The organism is Arthrobacter sp. P1_B3 (genome assembly GCF_056406615.1).
On the sequence record NZ_JBFTZV010000002.1, the window covers coordinates 335,330 to 351,647 of the forward strand.

Here is a 16,318-nt window from a genome sequence, read left to right on the forward strand (position 1 = left end):
GGCACCGACCGGGCCGCGGCCGGCCGGCAACAAAGGAGACGCTATGACGCCCGAGACCGGCAGCACCGAGATGTGGAAGATCACCCTCGGGGAACTCGACGAGAAGATGGGCGTGAAGATCGTCGAGGAGTCCGTGGACCGCGTGGTGGCGACCATGCCGGTGGAGGGCAACCGGCAGTCGTTCGGGCTCCTGCACGGCGGCGCCTCCCTGGCCGTGGGCGAGGCCGTGGGCTCCTGGGCCGCCGTCATCCACGCCAGCACCCTGGGCAAGACGGCGGTGGGCGTCGACGTCTCGGCCACGCACCATAAATCGGCCCGCGAGGGGCTGATCACGATCACGGCAACCCCGATCCATCTGGGCGGCACCCTGACCACGCACGAGGTGCTGATCACGAACGAGGCCGGCCAGCGGCTCTGCACGCTGCGGATCACCAATCTGCTGCTGGCCCGCAAGGCCTGACTCCCGAGTTCGCGGCCCGCGCCTGGGGCCCGACGCCTCGGGGTCGCCGCCTCGGGGTCGCCGGAGACCTGCGGGGTGGCCGTAGCCGTACGGCGCCCCCGCAGCTTTCCGGCGAGCCGGGGCATGGAACGGGACCTGGGCGTGGGCCTGGACGGGGGCGGGGGCGGGAAACTGGGCCCGGGCGTGAACGCCGCCTACACCGGTCGCCCCCGTCGGTGTAGGGCCGATCGACCCGGAAGGCCCGTTGCCCCGGCTGTTAGCTTGGTAGTGCTGAGTCGCCCGCCACCGACGGGTTGCACCGGTCGCACCGGAAGGGATCCACCATGCTCTCAGACACCTCACTTCCTGTCATCCAGGCAACGCTTCCCGTAGTCGGCGAGCACATCGAGGAGATCGCCAAGCGCTTCTACAAACATATGTTCGAGGCACGGCCGGACCTCCTGGACGGCCTGTTCAACAGGGGAAACCAGGCGGACGGCCGCCAGCAGCAGGCACTCGCCGGATCCATCGCGGCATTCGCCACCATGCTCGTGGAGAAACCGGATCAGGTGCCGGACCATCTGCTCTCCCGGGTGGCCCACAAACACGTCTCGCTGGGCCTGAGCCCGGACCAGTACCAGGTTGTCCACGACCACCTCATGTGGGCGATCGTGGATGTCCTGGGGGATGCCGTCACCCCCGAGGTCGCCGCCGCCTGGGACGAGGTCTACTGGCTGCTGGCGAACCTGCTCATCAACAAGGAGCGCGGGCTGTACAACGCCGTGCACCTCTCCCCCGAAACCATCTGGCGGACATGGCGGGTGGTGCAGCGGATCCAGGAGACAGACGACGTCGTCTCGTTCGTCGTCGAACGTACCGACGAGCGCGACGTCAAGCCTTCCCTGCCGGGGCAGTACGTGACGATCAAGATGCAAATGCACGACGGCGTCCACCAGCCCAGGCAGTACAGCCTGACCAAGGCCGACGACGGCCAGCACCGGCAGTTCGCGGTGAAGCGGGTCCAAGGACTCGGGACCCCCGACGGCGAGATGTCCAATCTGCTGCACAATGAGGTCCGGGTGGGCGACGAGGTGGAGCTCTCGGCACCCTTCGGCGATGTGGTGCTGGAGTACACGGACCGGCCCCTGGTCCTGGCCAGCGCGGGGATCGGGATCACCCCGATGGCCGGAATGCTGTCGCACCTCGTCAAGTCCGGTTCCCAGCGGCAGGTGATAATGCTGCATGCCGACGACAGCGAGGCGTCCTTCCCACTTCGGGGGCAGGTCACGGAGGATCTGGCTGCCTTGCCGGACGGGACGTTGAGGACGTGGTTCCTGAATCCCACTGTCGGCGGAAGTGACTCCGGATCCGAGTTCTCCGGCTTCATGGACGTCGGAGCGGTGGAACTCCCCGACGACGCCGAGTACTACCTCTGCGGTCCCCTGCCGTTCCTGAAATCGGTTCGGAGCGCCTTGATCGCTGGTGGCGTACCGGCGAAGGACATTCAATACGAGGTCTTCGGCCCGGATCTCTGGCTGGCTGACTTCCAGTAGCCGCGTCTCGCGGTTCTGCCCCCGAACTCGCGGGGTCGCCCAAAAGCTGCGGGGTCGCCGTAACCGTACGGCGACCCCGCAGCTTTGCAGCGAGCCGGGCCTGGAGTCCGCCGCTAGCGGCCCGCCCGGCGCCGGCCGAACGCCACGAAGGCCGCGCCGAGCAGCAGGGCCCCGGCGCCGAGTCCTGCGGCGGGCAGGAGCCCGCCGGCACCCGTGCTGGCCAACTGGCCCGCATCGCCTGCCGCCGTGCCGTCTGGTGCCGCACCGTCCGGTGCTTCGCCGCCCACAATGACGGAAGTGTCCGACGGCGGGACGGGCGCCTGCGCCGGGTTGGCCGGCTCGGCGGGAGCTCCGGCCGGGTTGACCGGCTGCTGCGGGACTGTCGGTTGGCTGGGCGTTGCCGGCGGGCTGTTTGCCGGGGTCTCGTCCGGGGTACCCGCGGAAACAGGTGCGGCGTCGACGGTGAACGCCACGGCGGCCGGAAGCGAAGCGACACCGTCAATGGCCTGCGTAACCGTCAGCGTGTGCGCTCCAGTGGCCAGTCCGGCGGGGAACGGGACACTCCAGCGGGCGCCGCCGGCCAGGTCCTGCGGAATCCGCTGCTGCAGCGCGGCCCGCGCCCCCGCACCGCCGGAACCGCCGGCACCAGCATTGCCAGCACCGGCCAGGACTGATCCAATGGCCACCCCATCCACCGCCGCGGTCACGTCGGCACCGTCAATGGCGGTGCCCGAGATGCCGGCGGGCAGGGCATCCTGGCGCAGGCGTTTGCCGTCCCGGAGGTTCGACACCGCCGGAACCGGCGGAATGACAGAGTAGGCGCGGGTCACCGAGGGGCTGTCCGCCTGCCCGGGGGCCGTGAGCACCGCCGTGACCGAAATTTTTCCGAAGACCGGCTGATCGGCCACCTTGATGCTCCAGCGGCCGTCTGCGGCGACCAGTCCGGTCCCAGTAAAGTCGCCGGAGAGCCGCACCGTGCGGCCGGCTTCGCCGGTGCCCTCGATTGTTTCGATGGCGGTGAGCGCCGGGCCGTCCACCGGAGAGGTGATGGCCGGAGCCGCGAGGCGGGATACGTCGACGGACAGCGAGACTGCCCCGGAGCGGCTGAATTCGTTCACAGTTTCAGCCGAGAACTTGAACTGCCCGGCCGACGACGGCGCGGGGAACTGCCAGTTTCCCGACGCGTCGATGGGCACTTCCAACGGCTGACCGTCCTTCTGGCCTGGTTTCTGGACTGGTTTCTGGCCTGGTTTCTGGTCTAGGACGGTGACGCGGACCTTGGAATTCGGCGCCACCACGGAGGCCGGACCGGCGCCCACGTGCCCCGTAATCGGCTCACCGGCTGTGACGGTTCCGTTGGCGGCCGCCGCTAGCGTTGGCTTGGCCAGGAACAGCTGCAGCTGGACACCGCCGGGAACCCGGCCCGCTGCGTCCTCGAGCGTGGTCGCGATGGCCCGCGTCTGTACGCCGCCCTCGCTTTCCGCCCCGGTGTGCATGCCGACGGCGAAGTTCCCGCTGATCCACGGTCCGCCGGAGTCCCCGGGGCGGGACTTGACCGTGCTGGAGTCGAAGCCGTTCAGCGCCCGGAGATCGTTGTCAAAGTCCGGCGGCAAGGAGTTCGGTCCGGCGATGACCCAGGTGCCCACTGAGTCCACGGTCCCGCACGACCAGCCGAGGCTCCGGCCGGACCGGCACACGGGCTGACCCTGGAACGGCGCCACGGTTCCCACGATCTTCACGGACGACGGCCCCGGATCGGCGGGGTTGTCCCACCGCGTGACGGCCGGCTGGAGGTCCAAGCTGCTCCGGATACCCCGGAGGACGGCGATGTCCGTGCCGACGTTGGTGCCGTCCGCAGCCACTATGGAATTGTCCGGACCGCCGAACTGGCTGAACCCGAAGGTCCCCAGGGTCCCGGCGGCCGCGCCCGAACCGGCCCCGCCGGCCGCCGGCGCCCCCGCGGGATCTTCAACCTGGGCCTGCTTCGCGGCACCGTCAGCGGCGCAGTGCCCGGCGGTCAGGACCAAGGGCTCGCCCGCGGGGCTGAAGGCCCCGAATCCGGCCGAACACAGGGTGCGGCCGTCAATGATGTACCCCTGGCCGCCAAAGAAGTCCTCTTCCGTGGCGATCCGCGATCCTTGTTCCAGTGCCACGTTGGCGTAGCGGGCCACGAAATCCGCCGCGGACATCTTCGGCTTCGTGCCCGGCGCTGTCGCTGGCTGCGCATCCCCGCCGGAGGCGGGAGCGGCGCCGGAGGCGGGAATGGACTGCGCCGTGTTGGTGCCGCCGGTGCGGATGACGAAGTGGCCGTTGGTGTAGGTGACGGCCTGCAGCCCTGCGGCCCCGACCTCGCTGACGTAGGCCTCGAACAGTTGCTGGGTGCTGGAGGCAAGGAGCTCCGCGGCCGAGGGGACAACGGCGGCGGCCGGGGCGGCAAGCACGAACGTGGCCGTGCCGGACTGGTTCAGCTCGGCCACGCGGGCCCGGAGCTCGGGGCCGCTGCCTTCAACCGCGATCTTGCCGCCGGCGAGGCTGATCCCCACATAGCCGGGGAGGGCCCGCAGGGAGGGAGCGGCGTCGGCGGCCCGCCGGGCCAGCGCACCGGCGGCATCAAACTCCGCAAGGGTCATGCCAAGGTCCCGCTGCACGGCTTCGGCGAGGCCGGCGTCGCTGATGCGCGTCGCGGCGGCGGCCGTGGCTGTCGCGCCAGCCGCCGCCGTCGTATCAACCGGCGCTGCCGGGCCGGCGGTTGCCGACGGCGGGGCTGTCGGCGCGTCCGACGGCGAGACTGTCGGCGACGCTGTCGGTGCGGGTTCCGTCCCTCCTGTTACGGCGAGGGCAGGAACGGCGTAGAACGATCCCGCAAGCGCGATGGCGGCAGCCGCCACCGCCCGCACTGTCAGCTGGTACGTCGGAGTCTTCACCCGGTTACTCTAGCGCCCCAATTTGGCCAGAATGGCAGTCAGCTCCCGGTCCGTTATGCCATTGTGGCGTAAGAAATCACCGGTCTTCACGTGGCGCACGAACCGCAAGAGGCTTTCCGACCGCGTTTGGAGCAGCGGAGCCAGAACTTCCTCGGGCAGATACCGTTCGTGGGGATGCGGGACAGCCGCCTGCCTGAGGTGCTCATTGATGCCCCGCATGGAGCGCTGGTAGCCGCGCACAATGGCCTCGTCGCTGTCGCCGGCGAGGTCCTGCAGCATGGCGGCGATCATGCCGCTCCGGTCCCGCCCGGCAGAGCAGTGGATGACCACGCCGCCCTCCGCGGCCGCCACTGCCTTAAAGACGCCGGCCAGGAGGTGCGGGAACAGCCTGGCGTTGTCGCCATAACAGACAGGGTCGTTCAGGTAGGGCACACAGAGCTCGCGGAACTCGCTGTTGCCCGGGTCTTCGGTGGGGGCCAGCACGACGTCGAAACCGGCCAAGGCTGCCCCCGTCACCGGCGGGTCGGTCTCCCGGCGCCGGATTTCCGCTTCGTTGCGGAGATCCACGACCGTCCGGATGCCGCCGTCGTACACCTGCCGCCAGCCGGCCTCGGTCAGCCACTCGCGGCGTCCCATCCGGAACACGCTGCCGGCGACGTGCCAGGCGTTAACCGCTCCGTCCCACGCCATCGCTCCGGGCACGGCCGTCCTCCTGGCATGGCCTCCGGGCGCGGTAGGAATCGTCATCCAGAAAGCTAAACACACGCACCGGCGCCGATCCACGGGAGGATTCACAAAAGTTATACACAACGGGACGATTGCCATGGTGCGGGTCGACGCTTCCGCATAGGGTGGCGGTGTGCCCGGTGGCCGCCGGGCACACTTCAGCTCGCCTGCAGCCGGGACTGAGACCTCTTCGCGGCACGCTTTCACGGCACGGGCGCTGAAACCAGCGTGCAACCGAGGAGAACACCATGGGAACTCTGAAACTTCGACGCCGGCGAACGGCTCTTGCGGCCGGTCTCGCCACCCTGGCAGTGGCGGCCAGTTTGGCGGCGGCGCCGGCGCAGGCCGTGGACAAGGCCAACTACATCGCGCTGGGAGACTCCTACGCCGCCGGGCTGGGGGCGGGGCCGTACCTGGATGACTGCTACCGCAGCGAGAACACCTATTCCGAACTCGCTGCCCACAAGAAATCCATCAAACTGGTCGCGAACGCGGCCTGCAGCGGCAAGACGACCCAAGACGTCGTGAACACCCAGCTGAGGCAGCTGAACAAGGGCACGGAACTCGTCACCATCACGGCCGGCGGCAACAACCTCCGGTTTGCGGAAATCCTCGCCTCCTGCGGCGCCGCCATGGTTAATCCCGCCGCGGGTCCGCTTTGCGACGCTGCCAGCGCCTACGCTGAGGGCCAGATCTCCAGCCATAAGCTGGCCGGTGACGTGACCGCGATGATCCAGCGCGTGAAGGCTGCCGCGCCCAACGCCAAGGTTGTGGTGACGGGCTACCCGTACCTCTACGATCCGGTCGCCCCCGGTCAGGCTGATCCGATGTCCCTGTTCATCTACAAGGCCACACTCCTGGCTGACGGCTTGAACGGCTCCATCGCCGCCGCCGCCCGGGCCACCGGAGCAGAGTTCGTCGATGTCCGGGCCGCTTTCGCCGGTCACGGCGTGAACTCGGCAGCCCCGTGGATCAATCTCGACCGTTCGGCCCTGGCCAGTCCCGAAAACTTCCACCCGAACGCCCGGGGCTACGAGGCGTACTTCGCTTCGCTTAACGGGGCCAAGGCCTACTCGGCACCCTGACGCCGCTTGGCCAGCCTGGACTCAAGGGCGTTCCGGACCATCGGCCACTCGTGTTCCAGGATGGAAAACACGACCGTGTCCCGCAGCGCCCCGTCAGTGCTGCGCGTGTGGCTGCGGAGCACACCGTCCTGCTTGGCGCCCAACCGCGCGATCGCCTCACGGGACTGGTGGTTGAGCCAGTGCGTCCGGAACTCGACGGCGGGGCAGCCCAGCGTCTCGAAGGCGTGCCGCAGCAGCAGCAACTTGGAGTCCGGGTTGGTGCCGCTGCCATGTGCTGACGCCGCGTTCCAGGTGGAGCCGATCTCCACCCGGGGCGTTGCGGCGTCGATGTTCATGTACGTGGTCATGCCGATCACCCTGCCCGGTGTGCCCGTGGCGGGGTCGAGCAGCCGCGTGGTGAAGGGCAGCATGTCGCCGCTGTCCTGCAGGGCCAGGCGCCGCTCAATCTCGGCGGCCATGTGTTGCGGCGCGGGCACACTGGTGTACCAGAGGTGCCACAGCTCACCGTCGCGGGCCGCCTCGACGAGGCCGTCGTGGTGGTCCGGGCTCAGCGGTTCAAGGACGACGTATTTGCCGGTCAGGGTGATGGGGGCGATCGCGGGGCGGTCCAGGGAAGTCACCGCACCATCCTAGGGGCACGGTCACGCGCCGGTCACTTGGTCCAGTCGAAGAAGCCCTTGCCGGACTTGCGGCCCAGTTCCCCGCGGGCGACCTTGTCCCGCAGGATCTGCGGCGGAGCGAAACGATCCCCCAGCGTGGACTGCAGGTACTCCGCGATGCCGAGGCGCACATCCAGGCCCACAATGTCGGTGGTCCGCAGCGGGCCCGTGGGGTGCTTGTAGCCGAGGACCATGGCGTTGTCGATGTCTTCGGCGGTGGCCACGCCCTCTTCCACCATCCGCATCGCTTCGAGGGCGATCGCGACGCCAAGCCGGGAGGAGGCGAATCCAGGCGCGTCGTTGACCACGACGGCGGTCTTGCCGAGCGCCTCGACCCAGCCGCGGGCGGCCTGCGCCAGGGCGTCGGAAGTCTGCTCGCCGAGGACCACCTCGATCAGCGTCGACGCCGGCACCGGGTTGAAGAAGTGCAGGCCCAGGAAGTTCTGCGGCCGCTTCAGCTCACGGGCCAGCCCGTTGACGGACAGCGACGACGTGTTTGACGCGAGGTAGGCGCCGTCGGCGAGCCGTTCCTCGATGCCGCGCAGCGCGGTGACCTTCAGGTCCCAGTCCTCCGGAACAGCCTCGACCACCAGCTGCCGGTCGGCGAAGTCGTCGTAGTCCACCGTGACCGCGAGCCGGGAAGCCATCTCGTCCAGGTTGCCATCCACGGCGCCGCGCTCGAGGCTCTTGGCAGCGGCGGACTCGACCCGCTCCCGGGCGGCCTCGGCCGAAGCCTCGTCGCGCTCGACGACCACCACATTGGCTCCCTTGATCAGGAAGGCGTGGGCGATGCCTGCGCCCATGCGGCCGCCGCCGAGAACCCCGACGGAGTGGGGAAACTTGCTGCCGGGAAGGTTACTGTCGGGGAGTACGGAGTTGCCCATGTCTATTTCTGCTTCCCGGATTCTTTGGCTGACTGCTTCTCTGTTTTCTTGACTGATTTTTTATCCAAAAAAGTCTGCATACGGTCGAACTTGGCCTGGGATTCGAAGAGGATCCCCTGCGCCAGCTGGTCAATGAGGGGATGCGCCTCGGCCGGGGCGTGGAACACGGATTTGGTGATCCGGACGGCGAGCGGGTCCTGCGAGGCGATCCGGTCGGCGAGCCCGTGGGCCGCGGCCATCAGAGCGGACGGTTCGTGGATTTCGGTGATGAGGTTGACCGCGAGGGCACGGTCTGCCCGCAGCACGGCACCGGCCAGCAGCATTTCCTTGGCGACGGGCTCCCCCACGAGTTCCTTGAGGCGCCAGCTGGCGCCGGCGGCGGCCAGGATGCCGAGTCCGGTTTCGGGATTGCCGATCCGGACGGACGGGGTGCCGATCCGGAAGTCGGCGGCGTAGGCCAGTTCGGCGCCGCCGCCGAGGCAGAAGCCGTCGAGGGCTGCGATGACGGGCATCGGCAGCTTGGCGATCCGGACGAAAATGGTGGAGTTGATGCCCTGCAGGGCATCGTCGCGGCGCCGTTCGCGCAACTGCCCGATGTCGGCGCCAGAGGCGAAAACCCCGGCGGCTCCGGCGATGATAAGGATTTTCGGGTGCTGCTCGAGATGGGCGCAGACGGCGTGGAGTTCGTCGACCATCTGCTGGTCGATCGCGTTGCGGACCTCGGGGCGGTTGAGCACCACCACCACGCGGTCCTCGCGCTCTTCGACCAGGAGCGTGCCGAAGCCAGCCGCGTCGAGGGCCAGTGCCGGGGCCGCCACTACACGCGCTCCAGCAGCATGGCCGTGCCCTGGCCGACACCGATGCACATGGTGGCGAGGCCGATCTTCGCGTTTTCGCGTTCCATCCGCCCCAGCAGCGTGATCGCGATCCGGGAACCGGACGAACCGAGCGGGTGGCCCAGGGAGATCGCGCCGCCGTCGCGGTTCACAATCTCCGGGTCAAGGCCGAGCCGGCGCATGCTGGCCAGGGACTGGGTCGCGAACGCCTCGTTCAGTTCGACGGCGCCGAGGTCCCCGACGCTGAGGCCGGAACGGGCGAGTACCTTCTCGGTGGCCGGGACCGGTCCGATGCCCATGATTTCGGGCTCGCAGCCGGCGGAGGCGCCGTCGATAATGCGTGCCCGGGGCGTGAGGCCAAGCTTCTGGATCGCGGCTTCGGAGGCCACGATGATGGCGGAGGCGCCGTCGTTGAGGGTGGAGGAGTTGCCTGCCGTGACGATCGAGCCGCCCTTGACTACCGGCCGGAGCCCGGCGAGGACGTCCATGGTGGTGCCGGCGCGGGGGCCCTCATCGGTGTCCACCACGGTCTCGCCCTTGCGGGTCTTGACGGTCACAGGGACGATTTCCTCGGCGAAGCGGCCGGCGGCGATGGCGGCCAGGGCGCGTTCGTGGGAGCGGACGGCGAAGGCGTCGGCGTCCTCCCGCGAGATGCCGTCAACCCGGCCCACCTCTTCCGCCGTCTCGGGCATGGAGTAGGTCATCTTGCCGTCCCGGGAGAGCTCTCCCTTGGTGAACTGCGGGTTGACGAAACGCCAGCCGATGGAGGTATCGAATATTTCGCCCGGTTTGGCGAAGGCGGTCCGGGGCTTTTCCTGGACCCAGGGGGCCCGGCTCATGGATTCGACTCCGCCGGCAATCACGATGTCCGCGGCGCCGGATTTGATCATGTGGCTGGCCATGATGATGGCGCTGAGCCCGGAGGCGCAGAGCCGGTTCACGGTGATGCCGGAGATGTGGAGGGGCAGCCCGGCAAGTAGGGTGGCCATGCGGGCCACGTTGCGGTTCTCTTCGCCGGCGCCGTTGGCATTGCCGAGGATTACTTCCTCGATGCTGTCCGGATCGACGCCGGCCCGGGCCACAGCCTCACGAACCACCAGTGCGGCCAGGTCATCGGGGCGGACTGCGGAGAGGGCGCCGCCGTAGCGGCCCACCGGGGTGCGGGCGCCGCCAACAAGAAAAGCCTCGACCATGAGAACATCCTTCACCAAGAAAGCGGGGCCGGCAGCAGAGTAATTTACCGACCGTTCGTTCTATAAAGATTACACGGCGGGGCAAGGGGGTCAACCGGATGCCGGCGGATTACGCGACGACGACGCCCAGATGGGCCGCGAGCAATGGGGCAAGCAGGGTGAGCTGGTAGTCGTCGACCACGAGGCCAGCCAGGCTGCCCAGGCCGCTGATCGTGCGGAAATCGGTGCCCCTGAGGTCGAAGTCCTTGAGCCGGGCCCCGGTGAAATCAAGAGTGCCGATCGTGCAGTTCTTCAAGGCGACCCGCGTGGCGGTGCAGGAGCCCAGATCCAGCTCGTTGATGATGCAGTCACTGATCTGCACGTCCGTGAGCTTGGACCCGCGCAGGTTCACATAGTCGAGTTTGCCGCCGTCGATCCGCACCGATTGCCAGCCACATTCATAGAGCTCGGCCGATCCCCAGCGGGGGTTGCTGATCTCCACATCCCGCAGACTGGTCCGGGCCGCCGTCAGCACCGGGGCGTAGACCTCGGTCAGGATGCAGTCACGGAAGGTGGCACCGCGCAGCTGCGTCTCATTGAAGGAGACCCCGGCGAATTCGCACTCGGCGAAGTCCGTGGCGCCAAGGTCCAGTCCGTCTGCCGACGCGCGGCTGTACCGGACGCCGTCGTACCGAACACCGCGCCGGAATTCCGGGGCAGGATCGTCCCGCAGCTCCCCCGGCCGGACCGGCTCGAGGCGGGGTGCGGTGACCTTGGGAGCCTTGTCCGCCGCAGCGCGCCGCACCATCACAGGGACTCGGCTTTGGCGGCGATGTCCGCCAGGTCTTTGGCCAGCGCCTTGCGGGTGATGCGCATCCCGAGCGGGCCGAACACGGTGAGCATAATCTTGCTGAACCGGGTTGGTTTGATGACTTCGGCGCCGAAGGTCAGCGTGAGGTCCGTTCCGCCGTCGCGCTCCGCCAGTGCGAACCTGGAGGTGTAGTCGGCGCCGCCCTGGAGGGCTTTCACCGTGGTGCTGCCGCCCCGGCCGGTCGACGGCGCCTCGGACTGGGAAACCCACATCTCCACCGTTTCCGAGCGCCCCATCATGGTGCGGGTTTCCTTCCAGCGTGTGCCCACGGCATAAGGTCCGTCAGTGAGCATCTGGATCGAATCGACGCCGGACAGGGTCGCGGCAGATCCTGGAATGTCCGACACCACCGCCCACACCGAGTCCGCCGGAGCATTGATGTGCTGCGTGAGAGTGGTCTTGTGGTCCATGACCTCGAGCCTAGCCCGCGGGCCGGGGGAATTTCACCCTTGCGCCAACCGCCCAGGCCGCGGCCGGCGTCGACGCACCGGAGGATCATCCCGGGAGACCCTTGAATTAGTAAGCATACTTTGTGTTATGGTGATTGGACAGTGAATTTCAACCGGAAACGAAAGGTGGCCAACACCATGGGCGTCGGAGACAAGATTCAGAACGAAGCAGAGCACCTCGGCGGCAAGGCCAAGGAAGCTGCTGGCAATGCCACTGACAACGACCAGCTTCGAGCCGAGGGCCAGCGGGACCAGGTTGTAGCCGATGCGAAGAAGGTCGGCGAAAACGTCAAGGACACCTTCAAGAAGGACTAGTCCTTAAAAAGTTTGCGGCGCCGGATTTTCCTTTGGGGGATGTCCGGCGCTGCTTTTTTGTGCCCGTTTGCGAGAATGGCCCCACACAGCCGACAAAGGGGACACCATGGCACGCACCCAAGCAGACCACGGCCAGAGCGTCAGCCGGAATCTCAGCAACGTCGACTTGAGCCGGGCCAGCGCTGCCGCCGGCGGTTCGCCGGTGCTGCGCGGCTACCTGGCGACGCCGGAGGGCGACGGGCCTTTTCCTGCGGTCCTGATGGTCCACGAAGCGTTGGGCCTGGACGACATTACCGTCCGCCACGCCAACCGCATGGCGGCCGCCGGTTACCTGACGCTGGCCGTTGACCTCTTCAGCGACGGCGGCGCCCGCCGCTGTCTCGTGGCCACCATGCGTGCGTTGGCTGCGGGCGAGGGCCGGGCCTTCACCGATCTGGCCACCGCCCGGGACTGGCTCCGGGAATCCGGCCGGACCACGGGCAAGATCGGCGTGATCGGGTTCTGCATGGGCGGCGGCTTTGCCCTGCTCCTGGCCAACGACGGCTTCGACGCCGCAGCCGTCAACTACGGCAGGCTCCCCAAGAACCCGGAAGAGGCCCTCGCCGGGGCCTGCCCGATCGTGGCCAACTTCGGCGGCAAGGACCGCACCCTGCGTGGTGGGGCCGCGAAACTCGAGTCCGTGCTCGACCGCCTGGGTGTGGCCCACGACGTCAAGGAATTCCCGCACGCCGGGCACGCCTTCCTCAACGATGTGGAGACCGGGCCGAGGCCGCTGCGACCACTGTTCCGGGTCATGGGCATCGGCCCCGACCCGGAATCGGCCCCCGAAGCCTGGCAGCGGATCGAGGACCACTTCGCCCAGCACCTGAGGCCCTGAGCCGTGCGAACACGCCGACTCAGGGACAATTGAGCCCCAGGATTGCCGCCACGTCGCGGGACCCAGTCCCGGGCTGAGCGCCCCAGCAATTCGCTACGGATCCGGGCCGGCGACGAGCAAACGGCCCGGCGCTGCTGGTATACCCGTAGCGCCGGGCCATTGCCGTGTCACGGAACGTTTTCCGTAGCGGAACCGGGCCGGTGTGTGGCGGGATGTCCGCGTTCGTCCCTGCTTCCGCCTGACGACGCTCCATMCCAGTTGCTCGGTGCCGGACTCCGCATCACCTCTACGCACCACCGGGATTTCGCGGGTACGCAGAGGTGCGGTCAGCAGCAACTGGGCGGGAGCGTCACTGCGCCATCGGAAGGGTGCCCGTGGGCCGGCGCTTAGCCCGCGTGGTTCTGGAATTCACGGGCGCGGTTGCCTGCCCGCAGGAGGGGCGCGAAGAACGCGGCGAGCTCCGCCGTCGCTGTCAACGGCAGGACGTTCGCCACATACTGGTCAGGCCGCACCACCACCACCGCGCCGCCGCGGTCGATGCCGCGCAGCTCGAAGATGTCCGCCGTCGGATCCGTGGCGTAGACCTTCTCGAGGTAGGTGAGCTGGAACGGGCCCACCTGCGGCTTGAACGCCGCCGGCACGGCGCCGATGTCGAGGTTCGTGTGGTCCTGCTGGTAGATCACGTTCACGTCGAACCAAGCATCACGGTCGGCCCCCTCGGGGGTGGCGGCGAGGGGCGAGTCCGGCGAGTTCGCGATCCAGTCGGCGAACTCGGCGACGGGCGACGCCGCGCCCTGCTCGCCCGCGCCCTGCTGGCCCGTTTGCGGCGCTGCCGCGTCCGCGAAGACGTAGATGCGCCACCGACCGTCCGCCTTCGCCTGGTGGCCGAGGTGCACCGGGTTTGTGTCGCAGACCCGCACGACGGGCGCGGACTTGAAACGCTTGCCGATGGTGAACCCGGCGGCCAGGTCCTGGTGCGCCGGCCCGCCGATGAGCATGGAGGGTGCGTACTGGGTCATGAAGCCTGCCGGGAATTCGGCGGTGCTGACATAAAAGTCCTCGAGCTCGGAGGGGCTTTCGAACTCCTCGGGCTTCTTCGCCATCAGCGTCGACCACTCCTTGTCGAAGTCGATGAGGTTCTTCGCGATGACCTGGCGCTCGGCCGAGTACGTGGACAGCAGGGTCTCCGGGCTGCGGCCCTCGAGCACGTGTCCGAGCTTCCAGCCCAGGTTAAAACCGTCCTGCATGGAGACGTTCATGCCCTGGCCGGCCTTGGCGCTGTGCGTGTGGCACGCGTCGCCGGTGATGAACACCCGCGGCGTGCGGGTGCCCCGCTGCTCCGGCAGGACGTCGTCGAACCGGTCGGTGAGGCGGTGTCCCACCTCGTACACGCTGTGCCAGGCGACGTTGCGCACGTCGAGTGTGTACGGGTGGAGAATTTCGTTCGCCTTGGCGATGATCTGCTCGATGGTGGTGTTGCGGACCGCGCCTTTGTCGTTGGGGTCCACCTCGCCGAGGTCGACGTACATGCGGAAGAGGTGGCCGCCTTCACGGGGGATATGCAGGATGCTGCCGCCCCGGCCGGACTGGATGGCACACTTCAGCCGGATGTCGGGGAAGTCCGTGTTCGCGAGGACGTCCATGACACCCCAGGCATGGTTGGCCTGGTCGCCGGCGAGCGTGCAGCCGATCGATTCCCGCACCTTGCTCCGCGCGCCGTCCGCACCGACGACGTACTTGGCGCGGACAGTGCGTTCCTGGCCCTCGTAGGGGCCGGCCGTGTGCAGGAGGGTCACGGTGACGGGGTACTCGCCTTCACCGGTGACCTCCAGGCCGCGGAACTCCAGCCCGTAGTCCGGCGACATGCGGGTGGGCGAGTTCGCCATGAACTCGCCGAAGTAGTCCAGCACGCGGGCCTGGTTGACGATCAGGTGCGGGAACTCACTGATGCCGGCAGGGTCGTCCACGGCGCGGGCGCTGCGGTGAATGCGGGACGGGTCCGCGGGGTCCGGCTTCCAGAAGGCCATTTCGGTGATGCGGTAGGCCTCGGCGATGATCCGCTCGGCGAAACCGAAGGCCTGGAAGGTCTCGACACTCCGGGCCTGGATGCCGTCGGCCTGGCCGATGGCGAGCCTGCCGGCGCGGCGCTCCACGATCCGGGTCGTGACGCCCGGGAACTGGGAGAGTTGCGCGGCGGTGAGCATGCCCGCAGGCCCGGTGCCCACAATGAGCACGTCGACCTCGTCCGGAAGCTGCGTGGGACGGTCGATGCCGACGCCGGCGGCCGGCTGGACTCGCGGGTCACCGGATACGTAACCGTGGTGGTGGAAATGCACGGGCTTTCCTCACTTCGTTGTGTGGCGGTCTGTCGCCGTCGTGGTGTTCGATATTAGAACTTGACGTTCGATAATAGAATTTTGATTCCCAATCCAAAACTGTACGGCAGATATGACGCGGGTTACAAGCACTTTGGAAATTGCCGAAAAGGGGCTTGACGTTCCACGGATCCCGGACCATAGTTTTCGTATACGATTTCGTACTCGATGAGGAGTAACTCTTGGAACAGGTCACCGACCACATCCTGGCCGCGGCCCGCAAGGTCATCGCGGTGCACATCAACTACCCCAGCCGGGCAGCCCAGCGCGGCCGCACACCCGAGCAGCCTTCCTACTTCCTGAAGCCGTCGTCGTCCCTGGCAATCGGTTCGGCAGCAGCCCCCTCAAGCGTGGAGCGCCCGGCCGGCTGCGAACTCCTCGGCTACGAGGGCGAGATCGCCCTGATCATCGGCAAGCCCGCCCGTCGCGTGGGCATCGAGGACGCGTGGAGCCATGTCGAGTGGGTCACCGCCAGCAACGACCTCGGCGTGTACGACCTCCGCTACGCGGACAAGGGCTCCAACCTCCGCTCCAAAGGCGGCGACGGCTTCACGCCGGTGGGACCGGGCCTGATCGCGGCCGACGCCGTCGATCCCGCCAAACTGCGGATCCGCACCTGGCACAACGGCGAACTGGTCCAGGACGACACCACCGGGGACCTGCTCTTCCCGTTCGCCCGGCTCGTGGCCGATCTGTCCCAGCTGCTCACCCTCGAAGAGGGCGACATCATCCTCACCGGCACCCCCGCCGGGGCTTCGGTGGCCAAGCCGGGCGACGTCGTCGAGGTGGAAGTCAGCGCCGGCGAACCCACCGCTCTCTCTACCGGCCGGCTGGTCACCCGGGTGGCGGAAGGCACGACGCCGTTCGCGGACTTCGGCGCCCGGCCCAAGACCGACGATCTGCAGCGCGAGGAAGCCTACGGTTCCCGTGAAGCCGCCGGCCTCGCCGCCGTCGGACCTATCCTGTCCCCGGAACTGAAGGCGAAGCTGGAAAGCGTCTGCACCGCCACCCTCTCCTCCCAGCTGCGCAAGCGAGGCCTGAACAACGTCAGCATCGACGGCCTGACCTCCACCCGGCCGGAGCAGCGGATCGTGGGCCTGGCCCGGACCCTGCGCTACGTCCCCAACCGCGAGGACCTCTTCAAGGCCCACGG

General features: G+C 68.1%; 15 protein-coding genes. 6 read left to right on the top strand and 9 right to left on the bottom strand.

The window, feature by feature from the left end:
* Positions 1-43 precede the first annotated feature (43 nt).
* Complete coding sequence (locus AC1D2F_RS04295; RefSeq protein ID WP_229994412.1) at positions 44-460, top strand: PaaI family thioesterase; 417 nt, start codon at positions 44-46, stop codon at positions 458-460.
* 323 nt (positions 461-783) lie between these two features.
* Positions 784-1,992 carry a globin domain-containing protein gene (locus AC1D2F_RS04300; protein ID WP_229994787.1) on the top strand — a complete coding sequence of 403 codons (1,209 nt, stop codon included), beginning with the start codon at positions 784-786 and terminating at the stop codon, positions 1,990-1,992.
* A gap of 113 nt (positions 1,993-2,105) precedes the next feature.
* Here the strand turns inward: AC1D2F_RS04300 and AC1D2F_RS04305 are convergent, their stop codons facing one another.
* Entirely contained in the window at positions 2,106-4,916 is a 2,811-nt protein-coding gene (locus AC1D2F_RS04305; protein ID WP_476966269.1) for a S1 family peptidase, read from the bottom strand.
* A gap of 9 nt (positions 4,917-4,925) precedes the next feature.
* The gene (locus AC1D2F_RS04310; RefSeq protein ID WP_229994791.1) at positions 4,926-5,606 is read right to left on the bottom strand and encodes a tyrosine-protein phosphatase; all 681 of its coding nucleotides are present in this window, start codon (positions 5,604-5,606) and stop codon (positions 4,926-4,928) included.
* A gap of 284 nt (positions 5,607-5,890) precedes the next feature.
* On the opposite strand from AC1D2F_RS04310, the gene AC1D2F_RS04315 reads away from it, so the two are divergent.
* Positions 5,891-6,727 carry an SGNH/GDSL hydrolase family protein gene (locus AC1D2F_RS04315; protein WP_476966270.1) on the top strand — a complete coding sequence of 279 codons (837 nt, stop codon included), beginning with the start codon at positions 5,891-5,893 and terminating at the stop codon, positions 6,725-6,727.
* Here AC1D2F_RS04315 and AC1D2F_RS04320 read toward each other — a convergent pair.
* The 6 genes from AC1D2F_RS04320 to AC1D2F_RS04345 form a co-directional block, all read right to left on the bottom strand.
* The gene (locus tag AC1D2F_RS04320; protein WP_476966271.1) at positions 6,712-7,347 is read right to left on the bottom strand and encodes a GNAT family N-acetyltransferase; all 636 of its coding nucleotides are present in this window, start codon (positions 7,345-7,347) and stop codon (positions 6,712-6,714) included. The genes AC1D2F_RS04315 and AC1D2F_RS04320 overlap by 16 nt on opposite strands.
* A gap of 32 nt (positions 7,348-7,379) precedes the next feature.
* A complete protein-coding gene (locus AC1D2F_RS04325) occupies positions 7,380-8,270 on the bottom strand; it encodes a 3-hydroxyacyl-CoA dehydrogenase family protein (RefSeq protein ID WP_229994783.1) in 891 nt (296 codons plus the stop codon).
* 2 nt (positions 8,271-8,272) lie between these two features.
* Positions 8,273-9,088: an enoyl-CoA hydratase/isomerase family protein gene (locus tag AC1D2F_RS04330; RefSeq protein WP_414645478.1), complete on the bottom strand. Its 816-nt coding sequence runs from the start codon at positions 9,086-9,088 to the stop codon at positions 8,273-8,275.
* Positions 9,088-10,299, bottom strand: a complete 1,212-nt coding sequence (locus AC1D2F_RS04335) for a thiolase family protein (RefSeq protein ID WP_229994782.1) — start codon at positions 10,297-10,299, stop codon at positions 9,088-9,090. Before AC1D2F_RS04335 ends, AC1D2F_RS04330 begins: the two co-directional genes overlap by 1 nt.
* Before the next feature lie 109 nt (positions 10,300-10,408).
* On the bottom strand, positions 10,409-11,086 hold the full coding sequence (locus AC1D2F_RS04340) for a pentapeptide repeat-containing protein (RefSeq protein ID WP_229994781.1): 678 nt from the start codon (positions 11,084-11,086) through the stop codon (positions 10,409-10,411).
* Positions 11,086-11,559: an SRPBCC family protein gene (locus AC1D2F_RS04345; RefSeq protein WP_364745065.1), complete on the bottom strand. Its 474-nt coding sequence runs from the start codon at positions 11,557-11,559 to the stop codon at positions 11,086-11,088. The genes AC1D2F_RS04340 and AC1D2F_RS04345 overlap by 1 nt, the downstream gene beginning before the upstream one ends.
* Positions 11,560-11,736: 177 nt before the next feature.
* Here AC1D2F_RS04345 and AC1D2F_RS04350 point away from each other — a divergent pair, with 177 nt between their 5' ends.
* Positions 11,737-11,913, top strand: coding sequence for a CsbD family protein (locus AC1D2F_RS04350; protein WP_229994789.1), 177 nt, complete (start codon positions 11,737-11,739; stop codon positions 11,911-11,913).
* A 106-nt stretch (positions 11,914-12,019) separates the two neighbouring features.
* Complete coding sequence (locus AC1D2F_RS04355) at positions 12,020-12,790, top strand: dienelactone hydrolase family protein (protein WP_229994779.1); 771 nt, start codon at positions 12,020-12,022, stop codon at positions 12,788-12,790.
* A 386-nt stretch (positions 12,791-13,176) separates the two neighbouring features.
* Here AC1D2F_RS04355 and AC1D2F_RS04360 read toward each other — a convergent pair whose 3' ends face one another.
* Positions 13,177-15,126, bottom strand: coding sequence for an FAD-binding monooxygenase (locus tag AC1D2F_RS04360; protein ID WP_229994778.1), 1,950 nt, complete (start codon positions 15,124-15,126; stop codon positions 13,177-13,179).
* Positions 15,127-15,347: 221 nt separating this feature from the next.
* On the opposite strand from AC1D2F_RS04360, the gene AC1D2F_RS04365 reads away from it, so the two are divergent.
* Positions 15,348-16,318: fumarylacetoacetate hydrolase family protein (locus AC1D2F_RS04365; RefSeq protein ID WP_476966272.1), on the top strand; the 971-nt coding region annotated here is incomplete at its 3' end.